The 15,869-nt window shown below is 65.2% G+C and carries 6 protein-coding genes; 3 read left to right on the forward strand and 3 right to left on the reverse strand.

Annotated elements, in window-relative coordinates; genetic code table 11:
- The first annotated feature begins 108 nt into the window (after positions 1 to 108).
- Entirely contained in the window at positions 109 to 2,163 is a 2,055-nt protein-coding gene (locus tag HX868_RS18610; RefSeq protein WP_177003911.1) for a TonB-dependent receptor, read from the forward strand.
- A 205-nt stretch (positions 2,164 to 2,368) separates the two neighbouring features.
- Positions 2,369 to 2,827, forward strand: a complete 459-nt coding sequence (locus HX868_RS18615) for an REP-associated tyrosine transposase (protein ID WP_177003912.1) — start codon at positions 2,369 to 2,371, stop codon at positions 2,825 to 2,827.
- 204 nt (positions 2,828 to 3,031) lie between these two features.
- On the opposite strand, the gene HX868_RS18620 is transcribed toward HX868_RS18615, so the two are convergent.
- Genes HX868_RS18620 through HX868_RS18630 form a run of 3 tightly spaced genes read right to left on the reverse strand, consistent with a single transcriptional unit; the run spans position 3,032 to position 9,147 of the window.
- Complete coding sequence (locus HX868_RS18620; RefSeq protein WP_177003913.1) at positions 3,032 to 5,179, reverse strand: TonB-dependent receptor; 2,148 nt, start codon at positions 5,177 to 5,179, stop codon at positions 3,032 to 3,034.
- A 33-nt stretch (positions 5,180 to 5,212) separates the two neighbouring features.
- The gene (locus HX868_RS18625) at positions 5,213 to 8,266 is read right to left on the reverse strand and encodes a hypothetical protein (RefSeq protein WP_177003914.1); all 3,054 of its coding nucleotides are present in this window, start codon (positions 8,264 to 8,266) and stop codon (positions 5,213 to 5,215) included.
- The gene (locus HX868_RS18630; protein ID WP_177003915.1) at positions 8,263 to 9,147 is read right to left on the reverse strand and encodes an ABC transporter ATP-binding protein; all 885 of its coding nucleotides are present in this window, start codon (positions 9,145 to 9,147) and stop codon (positions 8,263 to 8,265) included. Before HX868_RS18630 ends, HX868_RS18625 begins: the two co-directional genes overlap by 4 nt.
- 295 nt (positions 9,148 to 9,442) lie before the next feature.
- Between HX868_RS18630 and HX868_RS18635 the strand changes: the two genes are divergently transcribed.
- Positions 9,443 to 15,862, forward strand: coding sequence for a non-ribosomal peptide synthetase (locus HX868_RS18635; RefSeq protein ID WP_177003916.1), 6,420 nt, complete (start codon positions 9,443 to 9,445; stop codon positions 15,860 to 15,862).
- Positions 15,863 to 15,869: the final 7 nt, after the last annotated feature.

A 15,869-nucleotide genomic window follows, 5' to 3' on the forward strand; every position in this document is an offset into this window, starting at 1 on the left:
CAACGCGCGCCGATCAGAATCCTCAGTCAAGGTCCCATCATGTCTGCACGATGCAACACGACGGCTACCCGCCAATCTTGCTACAAACGTAATACTATAACAATAGCCATGAGTTTGACACTGGCCAATTCGGCGCTCGCCACCGCCACCAGCGAGCCTGTGCAACTGCCGGCCTCGACGGTGACTGCGCGCATGGAGCAGGAAGACCCGAAGGAAGTGCCCATCAGCCTCAGCGTGATCAGCGGCGAGCAACTGCGCACCCAGCGGCTCGACACGCTGGAAAGCGCACTGCGCAACACGTCCGGGGTCAGCGTCAATTCGTCCGGGGGGCCGAATGACTTCAATGTACTGATCCGTGGCGTCGGCTCGCTGTACCAGATGTCGATGGATGACAGCTCGGTGGCGTTCAATATCGACGGTGTGCCCGTGTCGTCGCGAAGCCTCGGTTTCGGCACCCTCGACGTCGATCGTATCGAAGTGCTCAAGGCGCCTCAGGGCACGTTGTCCGGTGCGATTGGCCAGGCGGGCGCGGTGAATATCACCACGCGCCAACCTACCCGCGAACTCGAAGGTTATGTGCGCGGCGAAGTGGGCCAGGAAGGCCAGTTCCTCACTGAAGGCGCCATCGGGGGTCCGATCAGCGACAGCCTCAGCGGTCGCCTGGCTGTGCGTCGTGCCGGCTATGACAGCTGGATCGACAACGACCAGACTAACCACCCCATCACCAAGCCGCGTAACGAAGCCTACCGAGGCAGCCTGCTGTGGGACCTCAACGATGACACCCATGTGTTAGTCAGCGCCGAACGCCAGAAAACCGAGCGCGCCACCAACTCCCTGGTGTTGCGCCCTTACGGCAGCGACCCCAGCCTGGACCTGACCCCAGGCCTGTTCGACGACAACTACAAGACCACCGAGCGCTATACGCTCAAGGTCGATCACGACTTCGCCAACAGTCGCCTGACCTCCACCACCGCCACCGGCACCGCCGACTTCGAAGGCCTGATCGCCTACGACAGCAAACTCATGGGCGCCCTGTACGGCACTCCCAGCGAATTCTGGGTGGTGGACAAATCCTTCGAGCGCAGCTGGAGCCAGGACCTGCACCTGAGCTCGCTGCCCGACTCCGAGGTGTTCTGGGTGGCGGGCCTCGCCGCCAGCCGCAACGAGCGCAGCTACGACACGCCGCGCAACACCTACGGCACCTCCGGCGCCAAATACCGTGACTTCACCACCACCACCTACGCCGGCTACGGCGAAGTCACCTTTCCCCTCACGGAGCGTCTGAAACTCACCACCGGCTATCGCCACTCCTGGGACCGCAAGACCTACGACGGCCAGTACTTCTCTGGCAGCAGTGCGGTGCAAGACTCCCGCAAGCTGACCGACGACTATGGCACCGGCCGCGTCGCCCTGAGCTACGCCGTCACGCCGCAAACCAACGTCTACGTACAACTGGCGCGGGGCTATAAATCCGGTGGTTTCAATGACTATGCCTCGCAGGTCACCGACAGCGAGCCCTACAAGGCCGCCGTCAGCAAAGCCGCGGAACTGGGCTTCAAGAGTGAAACCGAAGACCGTCGCGGCAGCCTCAACGGTGCCCTGTTCTTCACCCGCGTACACGACGATCACCTGCTCGGCTACGACGCAGCAACCTTCGCCACCAATGCCTTCAACGCCGACACCCGCACCCGTGGTGCCGAATTGGAAGGCAGTTGGCGCTTCGATTACGGCCTGACCCTGGCCGCCAGCGCCACCTACCTCGATGCCAAGATCACCAGCGGCGTGCAAGGCATCCAGGCCGGTGACGTGGCTGCCGGCAACCGCACCCCGGATGTTCCGCGCTGGAGCGGCAACTTCAACGCCAGCTGGAAACACCCACTGGGCACCTTCGCCAGCCTCGGCGAAACCACCCTCAACACCAGCCTGAACTATCACTGGGTGGGCGAGCGCGCAGCCGACCCGCAAAACCATTTCAACCTGGACAACTACGAGAAACTCGACCTGCGCGCGGGCCTGGAAAGCAAGTTCGGCGAAGTCTATGCCTTCGCCGACAACCTGCTGAACCAGACCTACGACACCTACGGTTTCTACAGTGACCCGGTGGCCTACGGTGCACCGGCACGCCGCCGTACCTTGGGCGTGGGCTACACCTATCAGTTCTGACCCCACCCCTCACTGTAGGAGCGAGCTTGCTGGCGAAGAACGCTCAGACACCGCATTTGTTCTGGATGCGTGCGTCATCGTTGACGCTCTTCGCGAGCAAGCTCGCTCCTACAGGGTCGGGACATATCTGGTACTACTGTTTAAACGGCAATAGACGCTGATGGCTCCTACCGTTTCTCTTCCATCCACAGAAGAGGACGAAGGAATGTCCACCCAGCAAAACGCACATCGCCTGCGCTTAGGTCGCTACTCCGAAAATGGCCGTATTTACCTGCTTACCGCTGTTACCCACCAACGACAACGAATCTTTCAGGATTGGCGCATCGGTCGGCTACTGGTCAGCGAATTCAGGCGAGCCCAAGTAGACGGCGAGGCAACTTCACTGGCCTGGGTCATCATGCCGGATCATTTTCACTGGCTGGTCGAGTTGCACAACGGTGATTTGCCGAGGTTGATGCGAATAACCAAATCGCGAAGTGCACGAACGATCAATGCAGTGAGGGGCTTCCATGGAGCGCTTTGGCAGAAGGGCTACTTTGATCGGGCATTACGTCGAGAGGACGACATGAAGGCCATGGCCCGCTATATCATCGCCAATCCTTTGCGCGCTGGTCTGGTCGAGCACATCGGTCAGTACCCATTGTGGGATGCGATCTGGCTCTAGGCGCGAGCTTGCTAGCCGGACAACCTGATATATCTTGGTGCCTGGGCGCTCTTCGCGAGCAAGCTCGCTCCTACAGTGTGAACGGGCAGCTCCCCTCTTGTAGGAGCGAGCTTGCTCGCGAAAAACGTCAACGTTCACGCGGGCAGCCAGATTACTAGCGGAGCCTGGGCAATCTTCGCGAGCAAGTTCGCTCCTACAGGTCGGTCAGAACTGGTAGCTATACCCCACGCCTGCCGACCGCCCGCGCCCCGGCATGCCAGTCAACACCTGGTCGGTGGAGTACGAGCCGTACAGGTCGTAGCGTGCATCCAGCAGGTTGTCGCCCCACAGGTAGACCTCCGAACCGCCACTCTCCAGGCCCAGGTGCAGGTCCAGTTTGGCGTAGCCCTTGAGGTCGTAGTGGTTCTGCGGGTCGGCCGGGCGATTTTTCTGTACGCGGTAATTGAGCAAGGTGTTCAGGCGTGGCGCCGGCAACCCGAGCAAGGCCCCCAGGTTTTTTTGCCAGGCGACGCTGAAGTTGCCGCTCCACAGCGGCACATCCGGCACGCGGCTGCCCGCTGCCACGTCACCGCCGGACACGCCCGGCGCATCCGACGTCACCACCGCATTGGTGTAGCTCACGGCACTGCCCAAGGTCAGTTCATCGGTGACGTGCCAGGTGGTCGACAGCTCGGCGCCCTTGCTGCGGGTGTCGGCATTCACCGCGCTGACCGCCAGGGTGTTGAAGTCGTAGCCCAGCAGGTGGTCGTCCTGTACACGTGTGATGAACAACGCGCCTTCCAGGCTCAACTCGCCCCCGGGGCTTTCATGCTTGAAACCCAGCTCGGCGGAATTCACCTTGGCGGCCTTGTAGGGCTCGCTGTCCTTGATCGACGTGGCGTAGTCGTTGAACCCCGCCGATTTGTAGCCCCGTGACAGCACCGCATACACATTGGTCTGCGGCGTCAGCGCGTAGCTCAGCGCCACGCGCCCGGTGCTGTAGTTGTCCTGCAAACGCCGGCTGTCGCTGACCTGTGCGCCACCACTGGAATAATCGGCACCATAGGTCTTGCGGTCCCAGGTGTGGCGCAGGCCAGTGGTGAGCTTCCAGTCTTCGGCAATCGGGTACGTCACCTCGCCATAGGCCGCATAACTGTTGGTGCTGAAATCGCGCATCTGCTGCGCGCCATTGGTGAAGTTGTTGGAATCGAAACTGCGCTCGGAGCGCGACAAGTTGAGCCCCGTCACCCAAAACACATCGGCATCCGCCAGTGATCCCAGACGCAGGTCCTGACTCCACACGCGCTCATGGGCCGAGTCTTCGATCAGGTATTCGAACGGGGAACCATACAACGCCCGCGTGATGTTGCGATCGTAGCCTTTGACGGCATTGAAGTCGGTGCTGGTGTAGGCGCTGATCGAGGTGATGCGCGACTGCGCCAGATCGTGGTTGAGTTCGAAGGAGTAACGCTCGTTGGTCTTCTGGTTGCCATCGAAGGTACCAGGCGTGTAGTCCAGGCTCGGGCGATTGCCAAACGGACGCAACAGCTCCAGGCCCGCATAGTGCTCGGCGCGCTGGCGCTCGGCGGTCAAAAGGCCGGTGGTGCCCTGGTCGTTGTCCCACAGCAGGCTGCCGCGCAGAGCGAGGTCCCGGGGTTTGGTCAGCGGGTCGCCGTCCTGTTGGTCATCGACCCAGTTATCAAAGCCGCTGCGCCGTACCGCGATACGCCCGGCCAGCGCGTCAGTCAACGGCCCGCCCACGGCGCCTTCCGTCATGAACTGGCCTTGGTTGCCGACTTCGCCGCGCACATACCCCTCCAGCTCGCGCGTCGGTTTGCGGGTGGTGACGTTGATTGCGCCTGCCTCGCTGTTGCGCCCCAGCAAGGTGCCCTGCGGGCCCTTGAGCACCTCCACCTGCTGCACGTCGAGCGTCGCCAACGCCGCATTGCGCACTGACATCGGCACGCCGTCCACATTCAACACCACCGAGCCGTCATCCATGCTCATCTGGTTCAGCGACCCGACCCCGCGAATACGCACATTGGCGTCATTGGCACCGCCCCAGGAGTTCATATCCACCCCCGGCGTGGTGCGCAGCGCGTCTTCCAGGGTGCGTAGGCGCCGGGTCTCGAGGGTTTTCCCATCGATTACCGAGAGGCCAAAGGGGATGTCCTTGGCACTCTCCTGACTCAGGCGCGCGCTGACCGTCAGCGGTGCCAGTTCGATGGCCTCCGCGGGGGCCTGCGGCTGATAGTCAGCGGCATAGGCCGTACACATCTGGCTGGACAAGCCCAGCGCCATGGCCTGGGTCAGGACGTTGGCCCGCCAGCCGAGGGGACGGCGCAGCGGTTGGATAAACAGTGCAGATGACATGACAAAGCTCCAAAAGGCAGGGATGGTTCGAATTCATTGCGCAGGGCCCCAGCGCTCAAGCGCAGCGGCAATCGCGTGAGGATCAGGCGCGCCCAACAAGGGCTGGATCGCAGCCGGCCATCCCTGGCCGTTTCGGATGGCGGCGGTCATTGCCGTCAGTTGTTCGGGGCTTTGTTCGGCGGTCCATGCCAGGCTTGCCAGCGCTGCATAGGTGGCGGCCCAGCCGTGTTCGCGGGCATCGGCCAGGGTGCCGACGGGTTCGCCGTCATTGCCCAGGGCACGGGTCAGGTCATCGGCCATGAGTTTCACCAGTGCCGCGCGCGCCTCAGGACCGTCTACATCCGCCACACACAGCAAGCCGATCGCGCCCGCCACGCCCTGGTTCAACCACAGGTAACCCGGCACTTGGCGCAGGTCGCTGGCGTCAATCAACACCCGGCGGGCAAGCAGTTCGGCAATATGCGCACGGCGTGCCGAACGCCCGACGCCGGTCGCGGCCACGTCCCAATCCGGCGATTGGGCGAGCAACAGCTGACCGTGGCTCAAGCGGCTGTCGCCCATGCCGGTCGGCCACTGGCTCACGCCCTCCACCACCGGGCGACTGCCCAGGCGTCGCGCCACACAGGCGCTCATCAGGTCCAGGTCTTCGCGCACTTCAACAGCCGTTTGCTGGCGACTGGCATCCGCCTTTGCCTGCACGCTGTAGGCAAAATCCAAGGGCGCCGCGCTGTGGCCGTTGAAGTCCTGTCCATCAATCTCGACCTGCCATTGCCAGTCGCCCGCCGGCGCGATGGCCTCCACGGCGACGGCGGAACCTGCCGCCAAGGTGGGCACGTCGGCTGCCAAACCGACCTCGCTGCGTTGCACCGGCGCACGCAGCAGCCGCTCGCTGTCCAGCCCCAGGCGCGGCATAACGCGGCGCGCTTGCAGCCACACACCGTGCGGCCCCAACCAGAACGCTTCGCCTTCCGACGGCCAGCCGTTGGCGCTGACCGTCCAGTTCAACTCCACAGTGCAGGCGTTCGTCGCACACGGTGCCAGAGGCACCCGCAGGTGCTCGGTCGCCTGTTCGAACGTGACCGGTTGCCCCATCACGCTCACCGCGGTCACCTGCAAGCCTGGCGGCAGCTCAGCATCCAATTGGCTGGCCAGCACGGCGTCAAGCGTCCACTGGCCCTCAACCTGACGCGCAGCAGAATCCACGCGCAGTTGCACGCGCCCGCCCGCCACCTGCCAGGCCGTTGCGCCGGGCAGCCAGCGCTGTTCCCAGGCGGCGCGTTCAATACGCTGCTCGGCCACCGATTGGTAGTCGCCCTGCTCCACCAGGTGATGGTGCAAAGACACGCCACTGCCCAGCAGACCCAAGGCGCCCAGGGCCAACACGGCGAGCGGCAACGGCTGGCCCACGTCAGCGAAACGGCGGCGCTCGGGACCGCGAGGCAACACCAGTGCCGCCACGCCGACCATCACCGCGCAACCCGCGAGTTTCCAGCCTGCCAGGGTGCCGAGATAGGGTAACCAGGGCGCCCAGCCGGCGAGTTGCGACAACGCCACATGCGCCGGTATCCCCATCGCATAGGCGGGGTAACTGACCAGCCCCAATTCGTGGTTGAGCACCAGGAAAAACGTCAGCAGCATCGACGTGGCGTACGCGAGCCCCGAGCGGCGAATCAACGCGTGCACCAACACCGTCAGCGCGGCCAGCTCCAGCAGCGGCGGCGCGAACACCAGCACTTGGTAGACCAGTACAAAGCCCGGCGCCAGGCTGTCGGGCGCAGCGATGGCACTGATCAGCAGGCTGGCAATGCCTGGCACCAGCGCCAAGGCCAGGGTCGCCAACAGCACACAAGCCGTGCGACCGAACAATCGCAGCCAGGTCGGTGCGGGGGTCGCCTGCAACATCGCCCCGAGGCCTTCGACGTCATCACGCCGACACACCAAGCCCACCAGCGCCGCGATAAGAAAGGCGATCACCAGGAACAACGCGCTCGACAACAGCGGCAGGGTCAGATCCGCCCGTGGCACCATCGGCCCGCGCGCATGCCACACGCCGTGGACAAAACCACTGAGCACGCCCATCACCAGCAGCAAGCTGAGCGCCACCCACCAGATCCGCCGTGCAAACAACTGGCGTACCTGCCAGCGCGCTTCATGCCACAAGGCGTGCGTCCAACGACTGGCCGTCAACGGACCCGGCAATTGCACGTCACGGCTGCGCAGCATCGGCGGTTCCGCCAGCACCGCACCGCTGCGCCGGCCCATCAGGCCCTGGCGCGTGGTGCGCGCCAACACCACGGCCAGCACCAGCAGCGGCAACACACACCACAACGCGCGGTTGAGCCAGAACCCCGGCGTCAGCGCCAGCAGCGACTGCGACTTCTGCGCGGCGCTCCAGGTTTCGACCTGGGCCTGGGCAAAGGTAAATAGCGACGGGTCCAGGCTGGCCGCCAACAGCGGGTTGATATGCCCGCCCTTGAGTACGACCACCGCAAACATCCACAGCAGCATCAATACCGTCGCCAGGGCAAAGGGCGCAGCCAGGCCACGGCTGCGCAACGCCAGCAGGTAATACAACGCACCGATCCCCGTACTCACCGGCAACAGCAAGGCGACCCAGGCAAAGGCCAGCGCCGACCACACCGGCGCACCGATACTTGCCGCGGGTACCCAGCCGAGCCAGCCCAATACCGGGCTGACCAGGAAGCCGACAATCAACGCACTCGCGAGCAACCCACCCACCAGCGCCGCGCCGATAAAACGCCCCCACAGCAGCGCCGGCAGCGACAGCGGCAAGGCCAGCAGCACCTCTTCCAACTGCGCCTTGCGGTCGCGCAGGGCCGGCTGCGCAAACACCCAGGCCCAAGCAAAAAACAGGAAGAACATGCAACCGCACGACATCAGGTAAATCAGGCTCGGCGCATTGCGTACGATGTCGCTGGCCCCCATTTTCTGCACGTAATCGGCATTCGTCAGGGACATCAGCAGGTAGCCGGTGAGGCCAAGAAACACCAACAAGGGAATGCCACTGCGCAGCCCGGCGCGGACTTCCACCCAGGCTTCACGCAACAGCAAGGCGAAGGTATTCATGCGTCCACCGCCTCGCCGGCCTGGGCCAGCGCCAGGTAATAGATGTCTTCCAGGCGCGGTACATGGGCGATAAAGCGCGGGTCTGCTGGCCGCTCACCGTGCACGATCACGCGACTGCCTTCGGGGCTGGCCGCCACATGCAAAGCCGCGGGCAACGTTTCGCCACGGCTGAACGGCGCTTCCCACAAGCGGCCCTGTTCGGCAGCGAGCAAGTCGGCCGGGCGACCTTCGACAATAATCTGCCCGCCGGCCAACACCGCCAGGCGGCTGCACAGGTTCTCGACGTCTTCGACGATATGGGTCGACAGCAGCACGATGGATTCGGCGGCGACATCCGCCAGCACTCGATGAAAACGGTTGCGTTCGGCCGGGTCGAGGCCCGCCGTGGGCTCATCGACGATCACTAAGCGCGGCGAGCCCACCAGTGCCATGGCGATACCGAACCGGCGCAACATGCCGCCCGAATAGGTCGCCAACGCACGGTGGGCCGCCTGCTGCAAGTTGACCTTATCCAGCAGGGCCTCGATTTCCTCGCGGCGCTGGCCGTTGTCGGTACGGCCCTTGAGCCAGGCGAACCGGTCGAGCAAATCCCGCGCACTCACGCCGGGGTATGCGCCCAGTTGCTGCGGCAGGTAACCCAGGCGGCGACGCAGATGGTCGGGGCCGCGCAGAACGTCCACGCCGTCCAGGTGAATGCTGCCGGCGTCCGGCTGCTGCAAGGTCGCCAGGGTGCGCATCAGGCTGCTCTTGCCAGCGCCGTTGGGGCCGAGCAAGCCATACATGCCGGGGCCAACACTCAGGTCAACGCCGCGCAGCGCTTCAACGCCGTTGTTGTAGCGCTTGCGCAGGCCGCGCACTTGTAAACCCGAATCGACAGACATCCGCAACTCCATGAAGAGGCCCTGCAAGAGGGCGGCGAGCGACGGTAGTCAAGGCCGTGGGCCGGGCTCTACCCGATTCAAGTCATTTTCCAACCGCATCGCGCGGCGTATCGGCGTCATCCCCCGCAGTTGCGCCCGTGCAATCCGCACCGACCAAACGGATACGGGGCAAAAACGATTCGATCCGGGTAGTTACCAAAATGAGAATGACTAGCATCTTGCCCCATGCATTTGCCTGCCCCCAGCGCCTGGGCCAACCCCGGCCCGGGCCCTAGCGATGAGAAGACGTTGAGCCATGGCCACTCCCAGCACCTCAACCGCAACACTGCTGCGCCAATCCCTGTCCGACGCCCTTGGACTGCCCGCCGACCAGGTGCCCCTGGAGGCCAACCTGATCGAATGGGGGCTGGATTCCGTCACCCTGATCCGCCTCGCCGGCCAATGGCGGCGCCAAGGCCTGGCCGCGCGTTTCGCCGACCTGGTGGCGGACCCGCGCCTGTGTGCCTGGTTGGCCCTGCTTGATACGGCACCCACGGCCGCCGCGCCGGTCAGCACCTCTACCGATGACGGCTTGCCATTCGAACTGGCGCCGATGCAGCACGCCTATTGGATCGGTCGCGCCCCTGGCCAAGCGCTGGGTGGCGTGGCCGCACACTTCTATAACGAGTTCGATGGCCACGACGTTGACCCGATACGGTTGGAAGCCGCCGTGCGTGCCCTGCTCGCGCGGCACCCGATGTTGCGGGCGCAATTTCTCGATGACGGCCGCCAGCAGGTCCTCGCGCACAGCCCGTGGCCGGGGCTCACGGTGCATGACCTGCGCCAGGCCAGCGCCGAACAGGTGCAACAACGGCTGGCAGCCTTGCGCGCCGAGCTGTCCCATCGCACGTTGGCCGTGGAGCAAGGCCAGGTGCTGGATATCCAGCTGTCGTTGTTGCCCGACGGCACCCGCCTGCACCTGAACCTCGACATGCTCGCCGCCGATGCCTTGAGCCTGCGCACCCTGCTCGGCGACCTGGTGCTGTTGTACCGCCAACATCCCCTGCCCGCGCTGGACTACACCTTTGCCCGCTACCTGGCTGACCTGCGCCAGGAACAGGCCAGCACCGAGCAGCGGGATCGTCACCAACGGGCGCGCGACTACTGGTTGCAGCGCCTCAATCAATTGCCCGGTGCGCCGAGCCTGCCGATCAAGCCCCAGGGCGATGACCGCCAGGTCTGCCGCCGTCACCATTGGCTGCCGCCGTCGGAACGCCAGGCATTCGAACGCCGTGCGCGGGAGCACGGGCTCACGCCGGCTATGGCGTTGGCGGCGGTGTTCAGTGAAGCGCTCGGCGCCTGGTGCGATACCCCTGAGTTGCTGCTCAACCTGCCGCTGTTCAATCGCGCACCGCTGCACGCCGATGTCGAACGCCTGGTGGGGGATTTCACCTCGTCGATCCTGCTGGCCTGGGACGGCCGGGTCGCCGGCACCTTTGCCGCACGCGCCACCGCCCTGCAACGCCGCTTCCACAACGATGTCGCGCACAGTGCGTTTTCCGGCCTGGAGGTGTTGCGCGAACTGTCCCGCCAACGCGGTGAACAAGTGCTGGCTCCCGTTGTATACACCAGCGCACTGGGCCTGGGTGAGCTGTTCGCCGAGGGTGTACAGGCCAGTTTCGGCCAGCCGGCGTGGATCATTTCCCAAGGCCCGCAGGTGTGGCTCGATGCGCAAGTCACCGAGCTGGACGGCGGCATCCTGGTCAACCTCGATGCACGTGAAGGGCTGTTCGCCGACGGCGTGCTGGATGGCATGTTCAAGGCCTATACCGACCTGTTGCAACGCCTGTGTTTTGACCCGGACGCCTGGCATCAGGCGCCGTCTGCGCTGATCCCCGCCGAGCAACTGGCCCTGCGCCAAACCGTGCAAGGCCAGCCTGCTGCCCTGCCCGTCAAGCGCCTGCATGAGGCTTTTTTTTCCCAGGCACGCCTGACGCCCACCTTGCCCGCGCTGCTGCAGGGCCACCCTCCCGTCATCAGCTATGGCGAGCTGGCCGAGCGGGCCCTGCAAGTTGCAGCGTACCTGGAAGACCAAGGTATCCAGCGCGGCGATGTGGTGGCGCTGCAACTGCCCAAGGGCCCCGAGCAAGTCATCGCGGTGCTGGGCATCCTCGCCTGCAGCGCCACATACCTGCCCATCGGCATCGACCAGCCCGACGCCCGCTGCCAGAAAATCTGCGAAAGCTCAGGTGCACGGTTGCTGCTCAAGGCCCTGCCACCTGCGGGCCCCGCGCTGGACGCGCCCCGGCCCGGCGCGGTCAGCGACCTGGCCTACATCCTCTACACCTCCGGTTCCACTGGCGAACCCAAGGGCGTGGAAATCAGCCACCTGGCCGCCGCCAACACCGTGGACGACCTGCAACGACGCCTCCAACTGACCGCCGATGACCGCATCCTCGCGCTCTCTGCGCTGGAGTTCGACTTGTCGGTGTTCGACCTGTTTGCTGCGCTGTCCACCGGCGCGGCGGTGATTGGCATCGAGCCCGAAGCGCAACGCGATGCCGAGCGCTGGCGTGAATTGGCCTTGCAGCACCGCGCCAGTGTGCTCAACTGCGTGCCGGCGTTGCTGGACATGTTGCTCGGTTGCGCCCCGGCCGACGCCCGCCTGCCGCTGCGTGCGGTGTTGCTCGGCGGTGACAAAGTCGCCCCGGACCTGGCGCCACGGTTGTGGGCCCAGGCGCCGGGCTGTCGCTTCATGGCCTTGGGCGGCGCTACCGAAGCGGCGATCCACTCGACGCTGTTCGAAGCCCTCCCCGGCCAGCCATTGGCTTGGCACTGCCTGCCCTACGGCAAACCGCTGGACAACGTCAGCCTGCGCATCGTCGACCACCAGGGCCATGACTGCCCGGACTGGGTGGCCGGGGAGCTGTGGATCGGCGGCGCCGGGGTAGCCGAAGGTTATCGCGGCGACCGTGTGCGCAGCGCCGAGCGTTTCGTCGACTATCAAGGCCTGCGCTGGTACCGCACCGGCGACCGAGCGCGCTACCACCCCGACGGCACTGTGGAGTTCCTCGGGCGTAGCGACTTTCAGCTCAAGCTGCATGGCTACCGCATCGAGGCCGGCGAAGTCGAGCAGGCGCTGCTGGCCTGCCCAGGCGTGGAGCACGCGGTCGTGTTGCTGGCCGGCCAGCAATTGGCGGCGGTGGTCCGTCTGGCGCACGGCGCCGTGCAACCTGTGCAGATCGACCTGCCGGGCCTGGCCGAGCGCCTGCCGGCGTATATGATTCCCTCGCTGATTCTCGGCTGCGCGCAGTTGCCCTTGACCGGCAACGGCAAGGTCGACCGCAAAGCCTTGCACGCGTGGCTCGCCCAGCATAGCCCTGTGCAGCAGGCCAACCTGACGGCGCCCTGCGGCGTTATCGAACAACAGGTGGCCCGCGCCTGGCAGCAGTTGCTTGGCTGTGGTGAGGTGTACCGCGAACACAGCTTCTTTGCCCTGGGCGGCGACTCCCTGAGCGCCACCCGCCTGGTGCGCCTGCTTGCCGAACAAGGGCTGGGCGGTGCACGCATCGCCCAGGTGTTTGCCAAGCCGGTGTTGGCGCAGTTCTGTGTCGACCTGCATCAACAGGCACAGGCCGAACCCGCACGCACCGTCGTTGCAGACCTGGCGCAACGCCACGCGCCCTTCCCTATGACTGAGGTGCAGCAGGCCTATTGGCTGGGCCGCGACCCCAGCCTGGTGCTGGGGGGCGTGAGTTGCCACTTCTACCGTGAATACGACGTCGAGGACCTTGACCTGCCGCGCCTGCAACACGCCTTGCAGCGCCTGATCGAACGCCACGAAATGCTGCGCGCTGTGTTCGACCAGAATGGCCAGGCGCGCATTCTGCAACAAGTGCCGGACTTCGTGATCGGCCAGGGCCACGCCAGCCTGGAAGACCTGCGTGAACACTGTGCCCATCGCGTGTTCGCCCCTCACCAATGGCCGCTGTTCGATGTGCAAACAGTGACCCACGGCCGGCACACACGCCTGGCGATCAGCCTGGACAATTTGATCCTCGATGCGCTGAGCATCCTGCGTTTCTACGCCGAACTCGATGCGTTGTACCGCGAGCCCGACATGGCGCTGGCCCCGTGGGACCTGTCGTTCCGCGATTACCAATTGCAGTGCGCCCCGACACCTGAAGAGCTGCACGCCGCGCAGCGCTTCTGGCAGGAACACCTGCCCGAATTGCCGCCCCATCCGCAGCTGCCGCTGGCCGCCGACCCCGCCAGCCTGGGCCGACCACGCTTTGAACGCCTGCAAGGGCAGATCGATGCGAGCGCCTGGCAAGCGATCCTGGCCAAGGCCCAGCAACAGGGGCTGACCGCCTCGGCGGTATTGCTCTGCGCTTTTGCCGAAACCCTCGGCCGCTGGAGCGCACGCCCGGACCTGAGCCTCAACCTCACGCTGTTCGATCGCCGCCCCGTCCACCCTCAGATCGACCAGGTCATGGGCGACTTCACATCGCTGACCCTGCTCGGGTATGTGCCCGTGGCGGGTGAGCGTTGGATTGACCGTGCGCGGCGTACGCAACAATCCCTGGGCGAGGCGTTGGAGCATCGCTGCGTGGGTTCGGTCAGCCTGCTGCGCCAGCTGGCCCGGGGCAATGGCGAGCAACAGGTGAGCATGCCGGTGGTGTTCACCAGCGCCCTGGGCGTGCCGGATGGCACGGCGGCGCCGGTGGACGGCCCGTTTGCCCACCAGGTGTTCGGCCTGACACAAACCCCGCAAGTGTGGCTCGACCACCAGGTCGTCGAAGCCAACGGTGGCATTGCCCTTAACTGGGACCGTGTGGTCGGCCTGTTTCCCGAAGGTCTGGTTGAAGCGATGTTCGATGCTTACCTGCTGAGCCTCAACTGGTTGGCCGAGCACGCCTGGGACAGCGCGCCACCCGACCTGCTGCCCCAGGCCCAAGCGCAACGGCGCGCTCAACTCAACGCCCCGGTCGACTGCGTGCCGGGCGACCCGACGCTGCACCAGGGCTTCTTTGAACAGGCGCGTCAGACGCCACAGCGCCCGGCCCTGTTATGGGGTGAACACGGCACGCTTAAGTACGGCGAACTGGCCGAACGCGCGCTGCGTATCGCCCACAGTCTGATGGACGCAGGTGTCGCACCCGGCGACCTGGTGGCCGTGTCCCTGGCCAAGGGGCCGCAGCAGGTCGCCTGTGTGCTGGGCATTCTGGCGGCCGGCGCCGCCTATCTGCCGGGGGGTGTCGATCAGCCATTGCAGCGCTGCCAGCGCATCCTGCAACAGGCCGGCGTGACCCTGATGCTCGCCGAGCACGACCCGCGACTGCCCGGTGTCAAACACCTCAAGCCCTCCACCGCGTTGAAGGCCGAACCGCTGGCAGCGCCACGGCCTGTCGCGGCGGATGAACTGGCGTATGTGATCTACACCTCCGGCTCCACCGGCCAGCCCAAGGGCGTGGAAATCACCCACCGCGCAGCGATGAATACCGTGGCCGAGATCAACCGCTGTTATGGCGTCCAAGCCAGCGACCGGGGCCTGGCACTGTCGGCGCTGGACTTCGACTTGTCGGTGTATGACCTGTTCGGCCTGCTCTCGGTGGGCGCCGCGGTGGTGCTGATCGACGAAGACCAGCGCCGCGATGCCCGCGCCTGGCTCAAGGCATTGCAACAGCACCGCGTGACCCTGTGGAACAGCGTGCCGGCGCTGCTCGACATGCTGCTGGAAGCCAACTTACAAGACCGCCAGCCTCTGGACCTGAGGGTCGCACTGCTGTCCGGCGACTGGATCGGCCTTGATCTGCCGCAACGCCTGCAAGAGCAGGCCCCCGGTTGCCGTTTTATCGCCCTCGGCGGCGCGACCGAAGCGGCAATCTGGTCGAATCACTTTGAAGTACGCCAGGCAATGCCGGGCTGGCGTTCGATCCCCTACGGCGTGCCGCTGGCCAACCAGGCCTACCGGGTGGTCGATGCGCTGGGCCGTGACTGCCCGGACTGGGTCACGGGGGAACTGTGGATCGGCGGTGCCGGCGTCGCGCGCGGTTATCGCCACGCCCCGCAGTTGAATGCCGAGCGCTTTGTCGATGGCTGGTACCGCACCGGAGACCTTGGCCGCTACCACCCCGATGGCCTGCTGGAGTTTCTCGGGCGCGCCGACAGCCAAGTGAAGATCCGTGGCCATCGCATCGAACTGGGCGAAATCGAAGCCGCCCTGGCGCGTCACCCCTGTGTGAACAGCGCCGTGGCGCTGGTCGCCGACCACCGACTGATGGCCGCCGTTACGGCCAGCACCTGCGCCGAGGTGCTCGCACAGCATCTGGAACAGTGCCTGCCTGCGTACATGCGCCCGGAACAGATCCTGGTGCTGGAACGCCTGCCCTTGAGCAGCAATGGCAAGGTCGACCGCCGTGCGCTGCTCGCCCCTTTGAGCGCCGCAGCCCAGCCACGGGACGCGGTGGATGAGCAACCGCTGAGCGCAGGCGAACAGGTGATCGCCGAGCTCTGGCAGCACTTGCTCAAGGTGCCGAGCGTCTCGCGCCACGACAACTTTTTCCGCCTGGGCGGCGACAGCCTGCTGGCCACGCGTTTTCTCGAAATGCTGCGCAGCCGTCTGGGTGTGGAACTGCCCATGGGCCAGTTGTTCGGCGCCGCCAGCCTATTGGAAGTGGCGCAGACCCTCGAACGCCTGCCCACCCCGCACACCGTTGAAGAAGGCGTTATCTGATGCCCGC

This window comes from Pseudomonas reactans (assembly GCF_013385825.1).
GTDB lineage: Bacteria > Pseudomonadota > Gammaproteobacteria > Pseudomonadales > Pseudomonadaceae > Aquipseudomonas > Aquipseudomonas reactans.

Coding starts and splice junctions, on each gene's coding strand:
- HX868_RS18610 (WP_177003911.1), top strand. CDS start 109: ATGAGTTTGACACTGGCCAATTCGGCGCTCGCCACCGCCACCAGCGAG.
- HX868_RS18615 (WP_177003912.1), top strand. CDS start 2,369: ATGTCCACCCAGCAAAACGCACATCGCCTGCGCTTAGGTCGCTACTCC.
- HX868_RS18620 (WP_177003913.1), bottom strand. CDS start 5,179: ATGTCATCTGCACTGTTTATCCAACCGCTGCGCCGTCCCCTCGGCTGG.
- HX868_RS18625 (WP_177003914.1), bottom strand. CDS start 8,266: ATGAATACCTTCGCCTTGCTGTTGCGTGAAGCCTGGGTGGAAGTCCGC.
- HX868_RS18630 (WP_177003915.1), bottom strand. CDS start 9,147: ATGTCTGTCGATTCGGGTTTACAAGTGCGCGGCCTGCGCAAGCGCTAC.
- HX868_RS18635 (WP_177003916.1), top strand. CDS start 9,443: ATGGCCACTCCCAGCACCTCAACCGCAACACTGCTGCGCCAATCCCTG.